General features: G+C 71.1%; 13 protein-coding genes. 7 read left to right on the top strand and 6 right to left on the bottom strand.

Translation table 11 applies throughout. The features are described 5' to 3' along the window. Nucleotides 1–299 precede the first annotated feature (299 nt). The 3 genes from DXK32_RS29730 to DXK32_RS32815 all read left to right on the top strand — a co-directional run bounded on the left by DXK32_RS29730 (nucleotide 300) and on the right by DXK32_RS32815 (nucleotide 3115). A complete protein-coding gene (locus tag DXK32_RS29730) occupies nucleotides 300–785 on the top strand; it encodes a DUF4398 domain-containing protein (RefSeq protein WP_247877407.1) in 486 nt (161 codons plus the stop codon). Beyond that, the gene (locus DXK32_RS29725; RefSeq protein WP_114861797.1) at nucleotides 785–1552 is read left to right on the top strand and encodes an OmpA family protein; all 768 of its coding nucleotides are present in this window, start codon (nucleotides 785–787) and stop codon (nucleotides 1550–1552) included. The genes DXK32_RS29730 and DXK32_RS29725 overlap by 1 nt, the downstream gene beginning before the upstream one ends. A gap of 255 nt (nucleotides 1553–1807) precedes the next feature. After that, a complete protein-coding gene (locus DXK32_RS32815) occupies nucleotides 1808–3115 on the top strand; it encodes a methyl-accepting chemotaxis protein (RefSeq protein ID WP_247877406.1) in 1308 nt (435 codons plus the stop codon). A 21-nt stretch (nucleotides 3116–3136) separates the two neighbouring features. Here the strand turns inward: DXK32_RS32815 and DXK32_RS29715 are convergent, their stop codons facing one another. Continuing rightward, nucleotides 3137–4750: a phospholipase D-like domain-containing protein gene (locus tag DXK32_RS29715; RefSeq protein WP_114861795.1), complete on the bottom strand. Its 1614-nt coding sequence runs from the start codon at nucleotides 4748–4750 to the stop codon at nucleotides 3137–3139. Between the two features lie 306 nt (nucleotides 4751–5056). Here DXK32_RS29715 and DXK32_RS29710 point away from each other — a divergent pair, with 306 nt between their 5' ends. Next, nucleotides 5057–5452, top strand: coding sequence for a hypothetical protein (locus DXK32_RS29710; protein WP_162801413.1), 396 nt, complete (start codon nucleotides 5057–5059; stop codon nucleotides 5450–5452). Nucleotides 5453–5511: 59 nt separating this feature from the next. Here the strand turns inward: DXK32_RS29710 and DXK32_RS29705 are convergent, their stop codons facing one another. The 4 genes from DXK32_RS29705 to DXK32_RS29690 form a co-directional block, all read right to left on the bottom strand. Continuing rightward, on the bottom strand, nucleotides 5512–7830 hold the full coding sequence (locus tag DXK32_RS29705) for a sensor histidine kinase (RefSeq protein ID WP_114861793.1): 2319 nt from the start codon (nucleotides 7828–7830) through the stop codon (nucleotides 5512–5514). 139 nt (nucleotides 7831–7969) lie between these two features. Beyond that, the gene (locus DXK32_RS29700; RefSeq protein ID WP_114861792.1) at nucleotides 7970–8683 is read right to left on the bottom strand and encodes a gamma-glutamyl-gamma-aminobutyrate hydrolase family protein; all 714 of its coding nucleotides are present in this window, start codon (nucleotides 8681–8683) and stop codon (nucleotides 7970–7972) included. A gap of 10 nt (nucleotides 8684–8693) precedes the next feature. Next, entirely contained in the window at nucleotides 8694–9749 is a 1056-nt protein-coding gene (locus DXK32_RS29695; protein ID WP_114861791.1) for an amidoligase family protein, read from the bottom strand. A gap of 58 nt (nucleotides 9750–9807) precedes the next feature. Then, a complete protein-coding gene (locus DXK32_RS29690; RefSeq protein WP_162801412.1) occupies nucleotides 9808–11484 on the bottom strand; it encodes a sensor histidine kinase in 1677 nt (558 codons plus the stop codon). A 285-nt stretch (nucleotides 11485–11769) separates the two neighbouring features. Here DXK32_RS29690 and DXK32_RS32450 point away from each other — a divergent pair, with 285 nt between their 5' ends. Beyond that, complete coding sequence (locus DXK32_RS32450; RefSeq protein WP_162801411.1) at nucleotides 11770–12435, top strand: hypothetical protein; 666 nt, start codon at nucleotides 11770–11772, stop codon at nucleotides 12433–12435. Nucleotides 12436–12762: 327 nt separating this feature from the next. Continuing rightward, nucleotides 12763–15726: a PAS domain-containing protein gene (locus tag DXK32_RS29675; protein WP_114861787.1), complete on the top strand. Its 2964-nt coding sequence runs from the start codon at nucleotides 12763–12765 to the stop codon at nucleotides 15724–15726. Between the two features lie 24 nt (nucleotides 15727–15750). Here DXK32_RS29675 and DXK32_RS29670 read toward each other — a convergent pair whose 3' ends face one another. Beyond that, entirely contained in the window at nucleotides 15751–16017 is a 267-nt protein-coding gene (locus tag DXK32_RS29670; RefSeq protein ID WP_114861786.1) for a hypothetical protein, read from the bottom strand. Nucleotides 16018–16295: 278 nt separating this feature from the next. Between DXK32_RS29670 and DXK32_RS29665 the strand changes: the two genes are divergently transcribed. Then, nucleotides 16296–17246, top strand: coding sequence for an ABC transporter substrate-binding protein (locus DXK32_RS29665; RefSeq protein ID WP_114861785.1), 951 nt, complete (start codon nucleotides 16296–16298; stop codon nucleotides 17244–17246). The last annotated feature ends 103 nt before the right edge of the window (nucleotides 17247–17349 follow it).

The raw sequence follows: 17349 nt of genomic DNA, 5'->3' as shown, positions 1-17349 counted from the left end.
GTTCGGCGCGCCGGGCGCCCTGTTCAACCAGAACCTCGGCACCGTCTCCAACCTCTCCGCCGGCATCGGCAACAAGGCCCAGCAGCAGGTCATCGGCATCCAGAAGTAACCACCTCCCCATCCACCCTCCCATCCAGGCAGACCTTGCGGCCGGGGCACTCCCCCGGCCGTCTTTTTGCGCGCAAGCGGGGCGTTTCCCGGCGCGCATGCGCGGACAAGGAACCTTCCACCCGGCGGCGCGTTGGAGCGGCGATCACTCTCCCGCGGCCGTGCGCCGCGGTCATTCGGGAAGCCGCAGCATGAACCGCAACAACATTTCGACCTTGGGATGGTCCAAGCTGAGTTGGAGGAGCGCGGCCATCCTGTCCGCGTCGCTCGGGCTGGCCGCCTGCGCCGGCAGCGTGCCGCCGCCGACCGCCCAGCTCGGCGCGTCCGCGCAGGCCATCCAGCAAGCTGAACGGGCCGGCGCCCTCGAACACGCCCCCGCGGAGTTCCAGTCCGCCCGCGAGAAGCTGGCCGCCGCCGACGCCGCGATGCGCGAGGACGAGCGGACCAAGGCCCGCCGCCTCGCCGAGCAGGCGCAGGCCGACGCCGAACTCGCCACCGTGCGCTCGCAGCGCGCGACGGCGCAGCAGGCCGCCAGCGCCGTGCGCACGCTCGCGAATCCCAACAGCGGCGTGCCGGGCCGGGCGCCCGCCGCCTCCGCCGCCGCTCCCCTGGCCCCGTCGGGCATGAGCGGGACCTCGACCTGGGATTCCCCGCGCACGCTGGAGGGCACGCCGTGATGCACACCACAAAGAAATCCCGAACGGTGAGGAAAAGTCTGGCCCTGGCCTCGCTGGGCGTCGTCGCCCTGTCGCTTGGCGCCTGCGCCACCCCGGACGACACGCCGGCCCTGGCCCAGGCGCGCCAGTCCTATTCCGGCGCCGCCGCCAACCCACAGCTGGCCAGCAACGCCACGCTGGAGCTGCGCCGCGCCGAAGAGGCGCTGCAGCGCGGCGAGCGGGCGCGCAGCGACGGCGACACGGCGGAGATGGACCATCAGGCCTATCTCGCCAACCGGCAGCTCCAGATCGCCCAGGACGTGGCGGCGATGAAGGGCGCGCAGCAGGTCGTCGCCAACGCCGAAACCTACCGTCTCCAGGACCAGATCCGCGCCCTCCAGGCGGAGCGGACGGAGCGCGGTCTGGTGATGTCGCTGGGCGACGTGCTGTTCGCCACGGGCAGCGCCCGCCTGACTCCGGGCGCCGACGCGCGTCTGAGCGAACTCGCCAACTTCCTCCAGCGCAACCCGGAACGGACCGTGCGGATCGAGGGCTACACCGACACCACCGGTTCGTCGGCCACCAACCTGCGCCTGTCGGAGGAGCGGGCCATGGCCGTGCGCGACGCGCTGACCGCGCGCGGCGTCAACCCCAGCCGCATCGCCGCCCAGGGGCTGGGGTCGGCCCAGCCGGTCGCCTCCAACAGCACGGAGTCGGGACGCCAGCAGAACCGCCGCGTCGACATCGTGATCTCCGAGCCGGGCTCGGTGGCGGAGACGCGCTCCTGACGGGCCATGCTGCCATTTGACGCACATTGCGCTTGAACAAGAACGGGCGGGCCGGAAACGGCTCGCCCGCTTCGATTCCGGCCCGATTTCCGGTCGTTTTTCCCGCTCCACCTTTGCGCCGGAAGCCCGGTCATTCGGAAAAATTGTCTCGAATGCAGGGCAAAATCAATGCTTCTTTACCTTTTACGGTGTGTGGTTTTACGATGCGCGAACATGAGGGACCACGGCGTCCTTTTGATTGCGCGGGGATTCGGAATGACCACTGGACAGGGTGACGAGGGAGCGATGCTCAGCAGGGGATTTTTGAAGGCGCAGGCTCTGCTTCTCCTCATCATCGGCCTACCGGTGATCGTGGTGGTGGTTCTCCTCAACCCGCTGTGGAACGCCACGCTGCACCGCTTTGGCGTGCCCGAGGGGCCGGCGGCGGCGCTCGGCATGATCGTCACCATCATGGTGGTGATGGTCGTCCAGTATTGGGTTCTGGAAACGCGGCGGACCATGGTCACGTCGCTGTTCAACTTCATCCCGCACGAGCGTCTGACCTTCGACGGCGAGACGCTGACGACGGACGAGGCCAACCGCCTGTTCGCCACCCTGCACCGGGATTCGGAGGAGTGGCGGCGCCTGTTGCGCGACAATGGCATGGACGGCCCGCTGGACGAGTTCGGCAGTCTGTGCGCCGCCCGGCTGGCCTTCGCGCGCCGCCCCCAGGGCATGCCGCCGGAGGCGGAGCGCGCCATCGCCGAGGTGCCGCAGGCGGTCGAGCTGGCGAAGGCCCGCGTCGGCGCGGCGCTCGATCAGGCGGAGCGGGAGACGCAGGCCCTGCGCGCCCGCCTGTCCGACACGGAGGACGCGGTGGCCGCGCTGGTCGGCTTCATCCGCGACAGCGAGGTGCAGATCGCCGGCCGCCACGACGACGCCCAGCGCTGCGCGACGGAGAACCGCGCGCTTCTCGCCAGCCTCCAGGAGCATCTGGACCGCCGCCGGGCCGAGGCGACCTCCGACCTGACGCGGTTCGAGCAGATCGTCGCGGAGTCCCGCGCGCTGGAGGATTCGGTCAACGCCATCACCCGCATCATGTCCGCCACCAACATGCTGGCGCTGAACGCCGCCATCGAGGCGACGCGGGCCGGGGAGTACGGCCACGGCTTCCGCGTGGTGGCCAACGAGGTGCGCGATCTGGCCCGCCAGTCGAACGAGGCCATCCAGGTCATCCAGAAGGGCATCGACCGCATGCAGCAGGCGATCGCCCAGCAGATCGCCGGGCAGGACGCCCAGGCCAAGGTGGCCGCCGAGCACGCGCTGCTGTCCGATCTGGCCGACCGCCTGCAAAGCCTCAGCGCCGGCCAGCAGGACGTCGCCGGGCACGAGCGGCACCTGATGGGCGAGCTGGACCGGCTGGGCGATTCCCTGGCCGACACGCTTTCCGGCTTCGCCGGGGACCTGCGCGTGCCCGAGGGGCTGCGGCGGGAGTTGGACGCGATCAGCGGCGGGCTGGCCCGGCTGAACGGGCTGGAGGAGGATCTGCGCGGCCTGTCGGGCGTCCGGAAGCGCGCCGCCTGACCGACCTGCGCGCCGCGCCGCTCAGCGGCCGCCGCGGTCGGTCTCGACCATCGCCCGCGCCACGGCGTAGACTCCGGCGATCGCTCCGGCGGTGAACAGGGCCGCCCCCACCGCGCGGGTCAGGGAGCGGGCCGGGGCCGGGGCCGGAGGCATGCGCTTCCACACGGCCCAGGCTTCCTCCGGGCGGTCGGGATCGGCGATGCGCAGGGCGGCGAAGGCCTGCTCGGTCAGGCCGGGATCGGTGTCGGGCAGCGGCGCCAAGCGGCGCCCGGACGGCTTGTTCAGCCGGTCGATGGCGGCCACCACACTGCCCGTGGCGCGGACGGCGGCGGCCATCTCCGACGGGTCCACCCCCATATGCTCGGCCAGCAGGCGGTTGCGCACCGCGGCGATGGCGTTGGCGGTGCTGCGGTTGGCGTCGCTGCGGTCACCGTCGGTGCGGTCGCTTGGCGGCGCCTCCACCGCCAGATCGCATTCGGTGTCGTAGCCCATGGAGCGGTTGTTCAGGTTGCTCGACCCGATGCGCAGCAGCCGGTCGTCCACCACCATCAGCTTGGAATGCACGACGATGCCGTTGCCGCCCTCGGTCAGCGGGGTCATGGCGCGCAGGCGCCCATGGCGGTCGGCGGCGCGCAGTTCCTGAAGCACCACGCCGCGCGGCGTGTCCATGGCCATGCGGTCGAACCAGCTCGGGCTTTCCATGGGGACGACGACCACCACCTCCGGCCCGTCCGGCTCGCGCAGCCGCCGGGCCAGCGCCTCGGCCACCCGGAAGGAGGCGAAATACTGGTTCTCCAGGTAGATGCTGCGGCGCGCCTCGGCGATGGCGGCGAAGGTCAGCGCCTCGTTCTCGCGGACCGGACGGCCGACGAGGCAGTCGGGAAGCGTGCGGGCGATGCCCACATCCGCGCCGGTGATCAGCGGGTGCAGCCCCTCCGGCCAGGGATCGGCGGCGGCGGCGAGAAAACCCTCCGGCGGCGGGGGCGGCAGGGCCTGCCCGGTGGCGTGGCTCCAGCGCTCGCGCGCCATCAGCCCCAGCGCGCGGGCGGCGGGTCCGTCCACCGCCATCATCACGTCGTGGCGCGGCGCGTGAAGCTCCCCGGTCGGCCAGCGGCGGCGCGGGTCGTTGTCCAGATGCTCCGGCGTGTCCCAGCGGTCGCCGGCGAGGTCGATGCCGCCGCAGAAGGCCAGCGCGTCGTCGACCACCACCAGCTTCTGATGCTGCGCCGCGCCCACCGGCAGGGCGTCGTCCAGCTCCAGCGTCAGCCGCGGGCCGGTGCGCCGGTTCAGCCGCTCCAGCGGGCCGTGGGGGTGCTCCAGCGAGATCGGGAACGGCATGTCCCACTTCAGCGCGTGGATTTGCAGGGACGGGTGGCGATGGATCAGACGGGCGAGGAAGTCGCCCAGCGTCTCCGGGTCGTGGGGGTCGAGGCGCATCCGCGGATCGATGTCCCAGCCGAGCAGGATCACCGACCGTCGCGCCCGCAGCAGGGCGGCGCGCACCGCCGCGAAGAAGGCGGCGCCATCGACCAGCACGGCCACCCGGTCCGCCCGCTCGGTCCGCCAGCAGGTGGCGCCGGGGCGAAGGATGGGCCGCCCCCCGGCAAGGTCCGCCGCATCCCGATGTTCGCTCATTCCTGCCTCGATGTGCCGTAGCCGTGCTTGCGTCAACTCTTCCGGCGGCGGCCTGTTCCGCAAGGCGACCGGCTGCTCCGGAATCGCCCGGCATCCGCGTCTGGATGGAGGCGGACGGAAAGCCCGGACGGCGGGGGGCTCGCCAAAAGATCGAAACGATCCATCCGGTTTTGCCGCAACGATGCGCCGGGCCTTCTGTTGGGGATGGGCGAATGGGGGACGGGCGCGCCGCAGGGCGCCGGACCGCGAACCCCCGTCAGGAAGGCGCCCGGCCAAGGGGCGCCGCCACCAGATGGAGAGATGAGGATGCGTACCCTTATGATCGCCGCCGCGTCGGCCCTCGCCCTGATGGCCGGCTCCGCCGTCGCCCAGTCGGGCGGCACCGCGGTGAGCCCGACCGTTCCCAGCACCACCACGTCGCCGTCGACGGGCCTGAGCACCTCCGGCCCGGGCTCCACGCCGGGCAGCGTCACCACGCCGGGGACCTCCGGTTCGTCCGGCGGCGCCATGAACAATGGGACCATGGGGAACAACGGAGCCATGGGCAGCGGTTCCTCGGGGGGCGCCTGGCAGGGCCAGACCACCATGCCGTCGGGCATGGGCAGCGCCACCAGCAGCAACCCGGCCCGCGACAACCAGACCGCGACCGGCACCCACTGCCCGCCGGGCACCCCGAACTGCGGCCCGGACGGCAGCAAGTAAGATCCTTGCGGGATGATGGGAAGGGGCGCGCCGGGATCTCCGGCGCGCCCTTTTCCGTTTCAGGCCACCGGCTCCGGCCTGACCGCCGCCGGGCCGCCGGAGTCCACCGCGGGCGGAGCCTCGGCGGGAAAGCGCAGGACGAAGCAGGTGCCCCCGCCTCCCTGGCCGCCCTCCCGGCTGTCCACCCGGATGCTGCCCCGCAGGCGCGTGGTCACGATGTTGTAGACGATGTGCAGGCCGAGCCCGCTGCCCCCCTCGCCGCGCCGCGTCGTGAAGAAGGGGTCGAAGACGCGCCCCAGATGGGCGGCGGGAATGCCGCAGCCGTCGTCGGAAAAGCGCAGCTCGACCTCCTGCGCGTTGGGGCGGGTCGCGGCGACGGTCAGCGTGCCGGCCCGCCCGTCCGGATAGGCGTGGACCACCGCGTTCATGGTCAGGTTGGTCAGCACCTGGAACAGCGCGCCGGGGTAGCTGTCCACCCACAGGCCCGCCGGACAGTCGATCACCACGCGGTGGGGAGTCTGCTTCAGCCGCGGGCGCAGGCTGGTCAGCACGTCGTCCAGATAGGCGGCCAGATCGACGCGGCGCCGCTCCTCGCTGGTCTGGTCCACGGCGGTCTGCTTGAAGCTCTGGATCAGCTCGGCGGCGCGGTTCAGGTTGCTCTCGATCAGCCGGCAGGCCTCCCCGGCGGTGGTCAGATAACCGGTGAAGTCGGCGCGGCGCAGCGTGTTGGCCTCGACCCCGCGGGCCACCTTGCGGGTCTGGTCGGCGAGGTGGGTGATGCCGGTCAGGGCGATGCCCACCGGCGTGTTCACCTCGTGCGCCACGCCCGCCACCATCCCGCCGAGCGAGGCCATCTTCTCCGCCTGGATCAGATGGGCCTGGGTGTCGCGCAGATCGGCCAGGGCGCTCTCGGCGCGCTGCTTGGCGGCCTCCGTCTCCTCCTCCGACCGCTTGCGCAGGGTGATGTCGTTGACGGCGATGAGGATGGCCGGCTCGTCCACGTCGTGGATCTCCACGGCGGAGATCATCGCCCAGAAGGGCCGCCCCCCGGCGGTGCGCATCTCCATCTCAAGGTCGCTCGCCGCCCCCTGCTCGGCCACCAGACGGGACAGCCGGGCGGCGTCGGACGGGTGGACGAAGAAGCGCGCGTTGCGCGTCAGCGCCAGCCGCGATCCCTCGGTCCCGAACAGCGCCTCGGCCTGCGGGTTGGCGAACAGGACGGCGTCGTCGGACCGCCGCGCGATCACGATGGGAAAGGGCGAGGCCGCCAGGATCGCGCGCATCCGCTCCTCCCCCGCCTTCAGCGCCTCGGCGTAGGCGTGGGTCTCCACCAGCGCCGTGCCGAACCGCTCGACGCTGGTGGAGATGGCCTGAAGCTCGGCGAACAGGGCGGGCGGCAGGCGGACGGTCCGGCGCTCCTTCTGCACCATGCCCAGCGCCTGGGAGGCGCGGCGGATCGGGCGGACCACATGGACGCGCAGCAGCACGTAGAGCACCGTCTGCACCGCCGAGGCGATGCCCAGCCCGACCAGAACGATCCACAGGCCGCTGCGCGCCTGATCGGTCAGGGTGTCGGCGATGCGCCGCGTGTTGGTCGCGGCGGCGTCGGTCAGGCTGCCGCTGAGGTCGTTCAGCACGCCGTGGGCGATTTCCGTCTCCAGCCCCATCAGCCCCGCTTCGGACAGGATGGTCCGGCGCAGGGTGAACAGCTCGCCCAGCCCGTCCAGGTCGCGCGCGGTGCGGGCCAGCGGCGCCCGCTCCCCCGGCTCCAGCGGAATCAGCGCGTTCACCACCTCGGCGGCGTGTTCGTGGAAGCGGGCGACTTCGCCGGCGAGCTGCACCGTGTCCGTCGCGATCAGGGCCGCGGCCAGCGCCTCCAACGCGCGGTGGTAGGGTTCCTGCACCGCCAGAGGCGCGCCGGAGCGCAGCAGGCTCAGGAACGCCTCGTCCCCCTTGCGTTGCAGGGCGACCGCCTGGGCCGCCAGGGCGTCAATGGCGTCGGCCCGCTCCGCGGTGCGGCGCACCGCCTGGATCGCCGTTTCGAGCCGCTGGAGCAGCTCGGGGGCCGCCGCGTCCGCCGCGAAGCGCTGCGACACGCCCTCCACCTCGGCCAGGGCGCCGGCGCGCTCCTCCGGCGAGCGGGAGCGCAGGACGGCTTCGGCGAGCTGGCCCATGCGGGCGGCGAAGACGGCATACTGGTGCTGGCGGGCGATCTGGGGAACGATGGCGCGGTCCGCCTCCTCCGCGAGGTCGAGCACCCGGACGAAGGCGCCGCCCACCCCGAGCGTCAGCCCGGCCATCAGAAACGCCGTGGCCAGCGCGGTGATCATCGTCACCGTGTGCAGCCGAAGCCGCCGGCCCGCCTGTTTCTCCGTCACGCCCTTGCCCCTCCGCCGTTGCGGCGGCCGATCGCCAAGCCCCGATCATTCGGCCCGATCGTTAGGATAGCCGCTTCCGCGCGCGAGGGAAATGGTGGCACAACGAACAGTTAAGGAGCGATCGCACAGGGAGAAGCGATCACAAGGCCGCGGCGTCCTCCAGGCTGGCGGTTCCGGCGGCGGTGGCGGCCAGGGTGCGGAACAGCGCCTGCTGGCGTTGGTCGGCGACCAGATATTCGGGATGCCATTGCACCCCGATCAGGAAGGGGTGGTGGACCGCCTCGATCCCCTGGACGATCCCCACCGTCTCGCGGGCCACCACGCGCAGCCCGTCGCCCAGCCGGTCCACCGCCTGATGGTGCAGCGCGTTCACCCGGCATTCGGCGATGCCCAGGATGCGGTAGAGGTGGCTGCGCGGATCGATGCGGATGCGCTTGCGCGGCAGGACGGTGCGCAGGCGCGGCGCCTCCTCGTACACCTCGTGGATGTCGGTGAGCAGCGAGCCGCCGCGGTGCACGTTGATCATCTGCGAACCCCGGCAGATGCCCAGAACGGGAAGCCGCCGCGCCGCCGCGCCGTCCAACGCGCACAGCTCCAGCCGGTCGCGCTCCGGGTCGATGCGCATCTTCGGGCGGGCGGTCTCGCCGTAGAGGGCGGCGTCGATGTCGTCGCCGCCGCCGACCACCAGCCCGTCCAGCCGCTCGATGGGAAAGGGGTCGCGCGCCGTGATGCGCACCGCCCGCGCCCCGGCGCGGCGCAGCGCCAGACGGTTCGCCCACCAGGCGATGCGGCTGCCGTGCACCGACGCGGTCACTCCGATCAGGGGGCGTCCCCGTGCGAGGAAGGCGGCCATGTCGTCCCCGTCAGACGGCGAGCCGCCGGCCCGCCTCGGCGGCCCAGCCGTCCAGCGCCGCGCGGGCGGCGAAGGCGCGGAAGTCCGTCCCCAGCGCGTCGAGCCGGTCGCGGTCCGCCGCCAGCTCCTCCACCGCCACCCAGCGGTTCCAGTCCTGGGCCAGACTCCAGTCCGGGTCGCCCAGCCGGGCGTTCGGCAGGCGGTAATGGAAGGTCGGGCGGGGCCGCACATGCGGGTCGCTGAGCTTGGCCGCCATCGTCTCCGGGGCGAGATGGGCGAACAGCGGGAACAGGTCCAGCTCGCGGTTGCGCGTCGGGTTGGCCTCCAGATAGTCGCCGATCAGCCCGTCGAGGTCGGGGCGGTAGGCGGGATCGACGACCTTCACCGCGTACTCAACCGGGAAGGCGGCGATGAAGCCGGTCAGGCGCCGGGTCGGGTCGACGCGGATCTCGCGGCGCAGCCAGGGGGCCAGCAGCAGGAAGGCCTTCAGATGGTCCAGAACATAGGTGCCGTCGGTGCGCGCCACCTGCGGGTTCAGATGCAGGCCGAAGGCGAACAGCGGGCTGGCGTCCGTGCCGGCGGCCCCCTGGGCGCTCAGGGCGGCGAACAGGGGCTCCAGCTCGGCCAGCCGGTCGATGGAAATGGGCGGGGCGGCGATCTCGAAGGGCATGACGAGGCTGCCGACGTTGCCCCACCAGGGCCGCAGCGCCTCCACCACGCCATCCACCGCCTTGCCCACCGCCTTGCCCACCGCTTTTCCCAGCGGACCGGCGTCGCCCTCCTCCGACTTGTCCTCCTCCGAATTACTCTCCTCCGACTTGCCGGCCCCGAGCTTGCCCGGATGGGCCGAGCGCATGTCCAGTTCCACCGTGAAATCGCCCAGCCGCGTGCCGGTCACCCGGCAGCGGTGCGGGTCCTCAGGCTCCAGCGATCCCCCATAAAGGCTGCGCACCACCGCCGCCGCCGACGGGGCGTCGAGGTTGGCGAATTCGACCTCCACGCCGACCGTGCGCGGGGCGCCGTCCGTCGTGGTGGAATGGGGTGGCGTGCGGAATGCTGTGTCCATGGCGCCCGTTCAACACGGGGCGCGGCTGGCGGTTCCACCACCATGATCGCCGCCTCCCTCAGCCGGGGCGCGCGTCCGTCGGCGACCGCGGCAGATAGAGCGTCACGGTGGTGCCGGCGCCGACGGTGCTGGTCACCGTGACCGTCCCGCCCGACTGCCGGGCGAAGCCGAAGACCTGGCTGAGCCCCAGGCCGGTCCCCTTCCCGTCCGGCTTGGTGGTGAAGAAGGGCTCGAAGATCCGGCGCAGATGCTCCGGCGGGATGCCGGTTCCGGTGTCGCGCACGGCCAGCGCCACGAAATCGCCGGTTAGGCCGGTGTCGTCGCCCCGCCGCCCCGGCAGGCCGCGGTTTTCCGCCATGACGGTCAGCGTGCCGCCGTCCGGCATGGCGTCGCGGGCGTTCACCGCCAGATTGAGCAGCGCCACCTCCATGGCGTCCGGATCGGCCAGGATGGGCCAGAGGTCGTCCGGAACGACCAGGGCGGTGTCCACCGCGCTGCCGGCGGAGCGCGCCAGCAGGGCTTCCAGCGCCGCCTTGCGGTCCTGAAGGCGGAAGGGCACCGGTTCGTAGACGCTGCGGCGGCCGAAGGCGGCCATCTGCCGCATCAGCGCCTGCCCACGCATCACCGCCCCCTCGATCTCGGGCAGCACGCGGATGATGCGCTCCGGGTCGCCGGGGCGGCGGCGGATGACGGCGATGCCGCTCATCACGACGGTCAGCAGATTGGCGATGTCGTGGGCGACCCCGCCGGTCATGCGGCCCAGGGCCTCCAGCCGCAGGCTTTCCTCCCGCGCCGCCTCCTGGCGGCGGCGCAGCCGCAATTCGCGGGCGAGGAGCCACAGGAAGGCGCCCGCCATCAGCAGGCTGGCCAGCGCCCCCGCCGCGGCCAGCCACAGCGCGTTGGCGACCGGCGCCCGATAGGCGTCCCGAGGCATCGCGAAATGGACCGACCATCCATAGTCGGGCAGCTTGCGGAAGGCGACCACGGTCGGCGCGCCCTCCAGGCTCATCCCCTCATAGACGCCGCTGTCGGCGGAGCGGCGGGCGTTGAGCGCGGTCTCGCTGGCGTGGCGCCCGATCAGGGTCGGGTCGCCGCCGGCCCGCGCCACCAGACGCCCTTCGGCGTCAATGACGGCGGCGATCCAGCCCGGCGGCAGGCCGTTGCCAAACAGCAGGCTCTGGAATCCCTCCGGCATCACCACCGCCGACAACACGGCGACCAACCCGCCGTCGCGCGTCACCGGAACGCGGATGGGGAAGGCGTGGACGCCACGCGGGCCGCGCAGGATCGTGCCGACCGCCGGCTTGCCCGTCTCCACCACGCGCCGGTGGCTGTCCATGTCCAGCACCTTGCCCCGGGCACCACCGACCAGAAAGGGGGCGTCGACCAGCCGGTTTCCCTGGACATCGCTGAGAACGATGGTCGTCCACAGCGGAAGCGCGCCCTGCACCCGTTCGGCGTATTCGAAGAAGGCCACGACATCGACGGTGCCGCCGCCGGCCAGGCCGTCCAGCAGGGGCGACGCCGCCACCGCCTTCAGCGCGTCCATCTGCGCGGACAGTTCGCGGTCCACCAGGGCCGAGAGCCGATCCACCCGCGCGATGGCGTTGGCCTCCATCGCGCTTTGCTGCCCGCGCAGCCACGCGCCGCCGAGAACCGCGGACAGGAACACCAGCGGCAGCAGCGCGGCCAGCACCAGAAGAACCAGCGGGCGATGATGGGACTTCAGCGGCAAGCGGGTCTTCCGGAACGGCGGGGTGTGCACTGTACCACGCCTGCCCTCCGCGGGAAGCGGGTGATCCGGTTCAGGAATACGGCGCATCCTGGAGCCATCAAGGGTTGTTCTAGAACCCTTCATACGCCCGTGGAAATCTACGCCCAAAAGTTGCGGGCGAATATTTTGCGGAGAGAGCGCAGGAATCGCCGCGCAAACGCGTCGAATCCGACATCCGCAACCCATCCCGTCAGGGCCGGACTCCGTCCGCACGGCGCAGGACGGCACCGGACGAAGGAGACCGCCATGTCCATCTCAAGCGTGACGTCATCGGCCGCGTCCGGCATCGCCCAGCAACGGGCCGCCGGACCGGGCAAGGACATCCGCGACGGCATGCATCAATTGAAGGACGCCGTCACATCCGGCGACCTCGATTCGATCCAGAGCGCCTATGACTCGCTGTCCAAGCTGCAAAGCCGGAGCGGTTCGGCGTCCGACTCCCCCCTCGGCAAGATGCTGACCGCCGTGGGCGAGGCCCTGGAGACCGGCGACGTTTCGCAGGTCCAGCAGGCCTTCGCGGCGAACGGTCCGAAGGGAGCCGGTGGCCAGGGCGGTCCCGGCGGCGCAGGCGGTCCGCCTCCCGGTCCGCCGCCGGGCGGCGCCGGCGGGCCGCCGGACGCGATGAAGGACGCCATGGGCAGCCTGTCGCAGGCGCTGCAATCCGGCGACCTGTCGGGCGCGCAGGATTCCGTCTCATCCCTGCTCTCCTTCCTGCAGGAGACCGCGGACGGCGGCGCATCGCCGTCATCGTCCACCACCTCGTCATCCACCACCTCGTCGGTCGCCGACCTGTTCAAGACGGCCCTGCAAAGCATGAGCGGCGCGCTTCAGTCGGGCGACCTGTCGGGCGCGCAGAAGGCCTTCTCCACGCTGGCGCCTCGCGGTTCGCAAGGCGTGGACACGCTGGCCTGATCCGCCGCGACGCACCGGGTGTCTTTCCCGCAAAGGCGCCCGGTGCCGGCCTCAGACCACACGCCGATCAAAAGTGGTGGTGATTAACCCTTTCGACAAAAGGAAATCTTAAAATTTTAGAGGAAACACCGAAGTAAATCCCCAATTTCACTGCCCCGACTACCCCTTTATTTCCAGAGAAAATCCCGACGGTTGCCGATCTGGACGAAAACAAACCCCGCTCATTAACTGCGATTTAACCATGCAAAGGTTATTCAGAACACAGGCGAAACGATAGCGGACTTTTGGTTCCGGCCGCTTTCCCGCCCGATGGGAGCCTGTGACACGATGACCTTGCTGGCCCGCCTTTTCCTGCTGGTGCTTCTGGCCGTCCTGCCGGCCCTGGGCATCCAGGCCTACAGCGTGTTCCAGTTCCGTGCGGAGCGCGCCGAGGAGGTTGCTGCCCAGGCCGAGCGGCTGCTGCATCTGGTCGAAGGGGAGCAGGCCCGGATCGTCGACGGCGCGCGCCTGATGGTCACCTCCATCGCGGAGTCGGCCACCCTGCGGTCCGGCGACTACGCCCAATGCCAGGCCCATCTGATCCGGCTCGCCCAACGCGCCCCCGAATACCGCAACCTGTCCGTCCTCGACCGCGACGGCACCGTTCTGTGCAGCGCCGCGCCCGACCATGCCGCCAACCGTACCGCCGCCGACCGCCCCTACATCCGCCGCGCGCTGGAGGAGGGCCGCTTCGTCGTCGGCGAATGGACGACTCCCGGCCCGGCGGCGGAGCCCGGCACCGCCATGCTGCCCTTCGCGGTTCCCTTCCGCGACGAGTCCGGCACGGTCGCCGGCGTGGTGACGCTCGGCCTCGACCTGCCCTGGCTGGCCACCAACTTCGCGGCGCGCCCCCTGCCCGAGAACGCCAGCCTGCTGGTCACCGACCGCAACGGCACCATCCTGGTCAAGCTGCCCAACGGCATCGCCCAGCGCGGCGAGCGCGTGCCGCAGCCCTATCTGGACCTGCTGGGCGAAAAGCGCGGCGGCGTCACCACCCTGCCGGGGATGGACGGGGTGGCGCGGGTGCTGGCCTATTCGCCGTCCCGCCAGGGCACGCGCGACCTGTTCATCAGCGTCGGGCTCGACCACACCGCCGTGGCCGGCACCATCGACCGCGCCACCCGCCAGGGCCTGCTGATGACGTTGACCGGGCTGCTGGTCGCCATCCTGGCCGCCTGGATCGGCGGCACCCTGTTCATCCGCCGCCCGGTCGAGGCGCTGATCCGCGCCACCCAGGGGTGGAGCGCCGGCAACTCCAGCGCGCGGGCCGGTCTCGTCGACCGCAAGTCGGAGATCGGCCAGCTCGGCCGCGCCTTCGACGCCATGGCCGAGACTCTGGAGGCCCGCGAGCGCGCGCTGCGCGGCTCGGAGGAGCATCTGCGCGCCGTTCTGGACGCCCTGCCGACCTTCGTCGGCGTGCTGAGCCCGGACGGCGATGTTCTTCAGGTCAACCAGACCGCCGTCCAGGCGTCCGGCCTGCCGGTCGAGCAGATCGTTGGCCACCCCTTCCACGAGGCCTGCCGGCGCGCCTTCGCCGGCGCCGCGGGCGACCGCCTGCGCACGGCGGTGGAGCGCGCCGCCCACGGCGACTCCGCGCGCTTCGACGCGCCGGTGCGCATCGCCGGGGACCGCGCGGCGATCATGGAGATGCGGGTCACCCCGATGCGCGGTCCCGATGGGCGGATCACCCACCTGATCGTCTCGGGCATCGACATCACCGAGCGCAAGTCCACCGAGGAGGCGCTGCGCGTCGCCAACGAGCGCTTCCGCACGGCGCTGCGCAACTCCGGCGTCGTGGTGTTCAACCAGGATTGCGCCCTGCGCTACACCTGGATGCACAACCCGGCGCTCGGCTTCACGGCGGAGCGCGTCGTCGGAAAGACCGACATCGAGGTGTTCGAGGACGCCGCCGACGCCGAAGCCCTGACCGCCATCAAGCGCCGCGCGCTGGAGACCGGCGAGGGCGTGCGCGAGGAGGTCCGCATCCGCCACGCCGGGCAGGACCATTTCTACGACATGACCATCGACCCGCTGCGCGGCCCGGACGGCGCGCTGGCCGGCATCACCTGCGCCGCCGTCGACGTGACCGGCCGCAAGCAGGCCGAGGCCGACCTGCGCCGCGCGCGGGAGGAGGCGGAGCACGCAGCCGCCGGCAAGTCCAAGTTCCTGGCCGTCGCCAGCCACGACCTGCGCCAGCCCGTGCAGTCGCTCTACCTCTTCGCCGCCGCGCTGGGCGACCGTCTGCAAGGGCACCCCAGCCTGCCGCTGCTCGACAACATGCGTCAGGCGCTGGACACGCTGAAGGGCCTGCTGGACGGGCTGCTCGACATGTCGCGGCTGGAATCCGGCAAGATCGCCGCCAACCCGGCGGAGGTCCGGCTGGGCCAGGTGCTGGGCCGTCTGGTCGCCGAATACGCGCCGCGCGCCGCCCAGAAGGGGCTGGAGCTGCGCGCCGTGCCGACGCGGGCCTGGGTGCGCACCGACCCGTCGCATCTGGAGCGCATCCTGCGCAACCTGATCGAGAACGCGCTGCGCTACACCCGCCAGGGCCGCATCCTGATCGGCTGCCGCCGCAGCGGGCCGGACCGGCTGCGCGTCGAGGTGTGGGACAGCGGCGTCGGCATCCCCGCCGACCGGCTGGAGGACATCTTCGAGGAGTTCACCCAGATCCAGGGCAGCGGCGACCGCGGACTGGGCCTCGGCCTCGCCATCGTCAAGCGCCTGTCGAAGCTGCTCGACCACCGCATCCGCGTGCGCTCGAAGGAGGGGATCGGCTCGGTCTTCTCGGTGGAGATGCCGCGCGTCGTCGTGGAAAGGCCCCGCGCCGCCGCCGCGCCGCCCGCCATGGACCTCTTCCGGCAGGCCGCCAACGACTGCGCGACCAAGGGCATGGTGCTGGTCATCGACGACGAGGCGATCATCCTGCTCGGCCTGAAGGCGATGCTGGAGGGTTGGGGCTACAGCGTGCTGACCGCGCGTTCGGGCGATCAGGCGCTGGAACGGCTGCGCGCCGACGGCCGCCGCCCGCAGATCGTGCTGGCCGACTACCAGCTCCAGCAGGGGCGGACCGGTCCGGAGGCTTTGGCCGCGGTGCAGGGTCTGGTCGGCAAGGACGTGCCGGGCATCATCCTGACCGGCGACACCGCCCCGGAACGGCTGGACGAGGCCCGCCGCAACGGCTTCAGCATCCTGCACAAGCCGGTCTTTCCCAACGACCTGCGCAAGATGATGGCGAGCGCCGGAGCGGCCTGACCGGCGGAAAAGCCTGCGGCGGCGTCAGCGCCGCCGCACGATCCGCCGCCACAACGGAACCGGGCGCTCCTCCGCGGCCTTGTCGTCCAGCCACTGGTCGGCCAGCTCGCGCACCTGCCAGCCGCCCAGGTAACGGTCGCAGTCGATGGCGCTGTACAGCCGCACCTTGTCCCGGCCGAGTCGCTCGAAATAGTCCAGCGTGCGCTGGCGGTCCATCGCGGTCATCGGCGGGTTCGCCGGCGGGTTCGCCGGCGGGTTCAGCGGCGGCTTCATCGGGTCCATGGAGCGCATCGGTCCGGCCTCCCCTCTGTGGTGCCCAAAAGAACGGCATACACCCGTCGCACTTTGTTCAGTTGGTATATGGATTGGGCACGCAAGCTTCCCAATTAGCCTTTGGTTGCAAGAGCTTCCCCCGCCCCTTCCGACGAAGGTCAGGCTTGCGCGGCCGCGACCGCCCATCCCTTCCCACCCGCCCCGTGGGCGTGCACAATGCGGCACACGGATGCGTGGGCGGCGGTCCGCCGCCCGGCGCGATCAAAAGACACCTTCAGAACCGGGAGCGGGGGATCATGAGGAAGACGTCGTGGATGGCCGGAGCCCTGGCGGCGGCCGTCGCCGGGCTGTGCGCGGTTTCGGCCTCGGCGCAGACCAAGGTGACCGTGGCGATGAGCGGCTGGACCGGTTTCGCGCCGATCACGCTGGCCAAGGAAACCGGCATCTTCAAGAAGAACGGCATCGAGGTCGAGATCAAGAAGATGCCGACCTCCAACCGCCACCAGGCGATGGCGGCGGGCGAGGTGCAGGCGATCACCACCACGGTGGACACCCACCTGCTCTACGCCTCCTCCGGCGTGGACGTGACGCAGGTGCTGGTGCTCGACAGCTCGCACGGCGGCGACGGCATCGTCGTGCGCGACGCGGTCAACAGCCTCGCCGACCTGAAGGGCAAGCAGGTGGCCGTGCAGTATGGCGGCGTGCCGCAGTTCTGGCTGGCCTATGTGCTGAAGAAGAACGGGTTGTCGATCGGCGAGGTGCAGACCGTCAACCTCCAGCCGTCCGACGCCGCCAACGCCTTCGTCGCCGGCCAGTTCGACGCCGCCGTGACCTATGAGCCATACCTGTCCAAGGTGCGCGAGGCCAACGGCAAGATCATCGTCACGTCGGATCAGACGCCGGGCGTCATCATCGACACGCTGGCCTTCCAGCCCGACTACATCCAGAAGAACCCGAAGGTCGTGAAGGCCTTCGTCGACAGCTGGTTCGAGGCGCTGGACGCGATCAAGAAGGACGAGAAGAAGGCCTTCGAGATCATGGCCCGCGACGTCAACCAGACGCCGGAGCAGTTCGCCTCCTCCGCGAAGACCGTGCTCTGGTACGACAAGGCCGGCAACATCGAGTATCTGACCAAGACCATGCCGACCTTCATCAAGGAGGTCCAGGACGTGATGCTGGAGGCCAAGCTGATCCGCAAGGCCCCGCCGAGTCTGGACAGCATGACCGACACGTCCTTCGTGAAGTAAGACGGTAATTCTTTCTGCTGTTGCCCCCACCCTAACCCTCTCCCGCTGGGCGGGGGAGGGGACAAAACTCCCTCCCCTGCGAGAGCGGGGGAGGGCCGGGGTG

It is taken from the genome of Azospirillum brasilense, from assembly GCF_003349955.1.
GTDB lineage: Bacteria > Pseudomonadota > Alphaproteobacteria > Azospirillales > Azospirillaceae > Azospirillum > Azospirillum brasilense_B.
Note: the sequence above shows the minus strand (reverse complement) of the source record. Positions and strands in the feature narration are given on the sequence as shown.

What these genes read in the sequence shown, in the direction of transcription:
- DXK32_RS29710 (WP_162801413.1), top strand. Translation starts at nt 5,057, where the DNA reads ATGCGTACCCTTATGATCGCCGCCGCGTCGGCCCTCGCCCTGATGGCC.
- DXK32_RS29730 (WP_247877407.1), top strand. Translation starts at nt 300, where the DNA reads ATGAACCGCAACAACATTTCGACCTTGGGATGGTCCAAGCTGAGTTGG.
- DXK32_RS29700 (WP_114861792.1), bottom strand. Translation starts at nt 8,683, where the DNA reads ATGGCCGCCTTCCTCGCACGGGGACGCCCCCTGATCGGAGTGACCGCG.
- DXK32_RS29715 (WP_114861795.1), bottom strand. Translation starts at nt 4,750, where the DNA reads ATGAGCGAACATCGGGATGCGGCGGACCTTGCCGGGGGGCGGCCCATC.
- DXK32_RS29695 (WP_114861791.1), bottom strand. Translation starts at nt 9,749, where the DNA reads ATGGACACAGCATTCCGCACGCCACCCCATTCCACCACGACGGACGGC.
- DXK32_RS32815 (WP_247877406.1), top strand. Translation starts at nt 1,808, where the DNA reads ATGACCACTGGACAGGGTGACGAGGGAGCGATGCTCAGCAGGGGATTT.
- DXK32_RS32450 (WP_162801411.1), top strand. Translation starts at nt 11,770, where the DNA reads ATGTCCATCTCAAGCGTGACGTCATCGGCCGCGTCCGGCATCGCCCAG.
- DXK32_RS29675 (WP_114861787.1), top strand. Translation starts at nt 12,763, where the DNA reads ATGACCTTGCTGGCCCGCCTTTTCCTGCTGGTGCTTCTGGCCGTCCTG.
- DXK32_RS29670 (WP_114861786.1), bottom strand. Translation starts at nt 16,017, where the DNA reads ATGCGCTCCATGGACCCGATGAAGCCGCCGCTGAACCCGCCGGCGAAC.
- DXK32_RS29665 (WP_114861785.1), top strand. Translation starts at nt 16,296, where the DNA reads ATGAGGAAGACGTCGTGGATGGCCGGAGCCCTGGCGGCGGCCGTCGCC.
- DXK32_RS29725 (WP_114861797.1), top strand. Translation starts at nt 785, where the DNA reads ATGCACACCACAAAGAAATCCCGAACGGTGAGGAAAAGTCTGGCCCTG.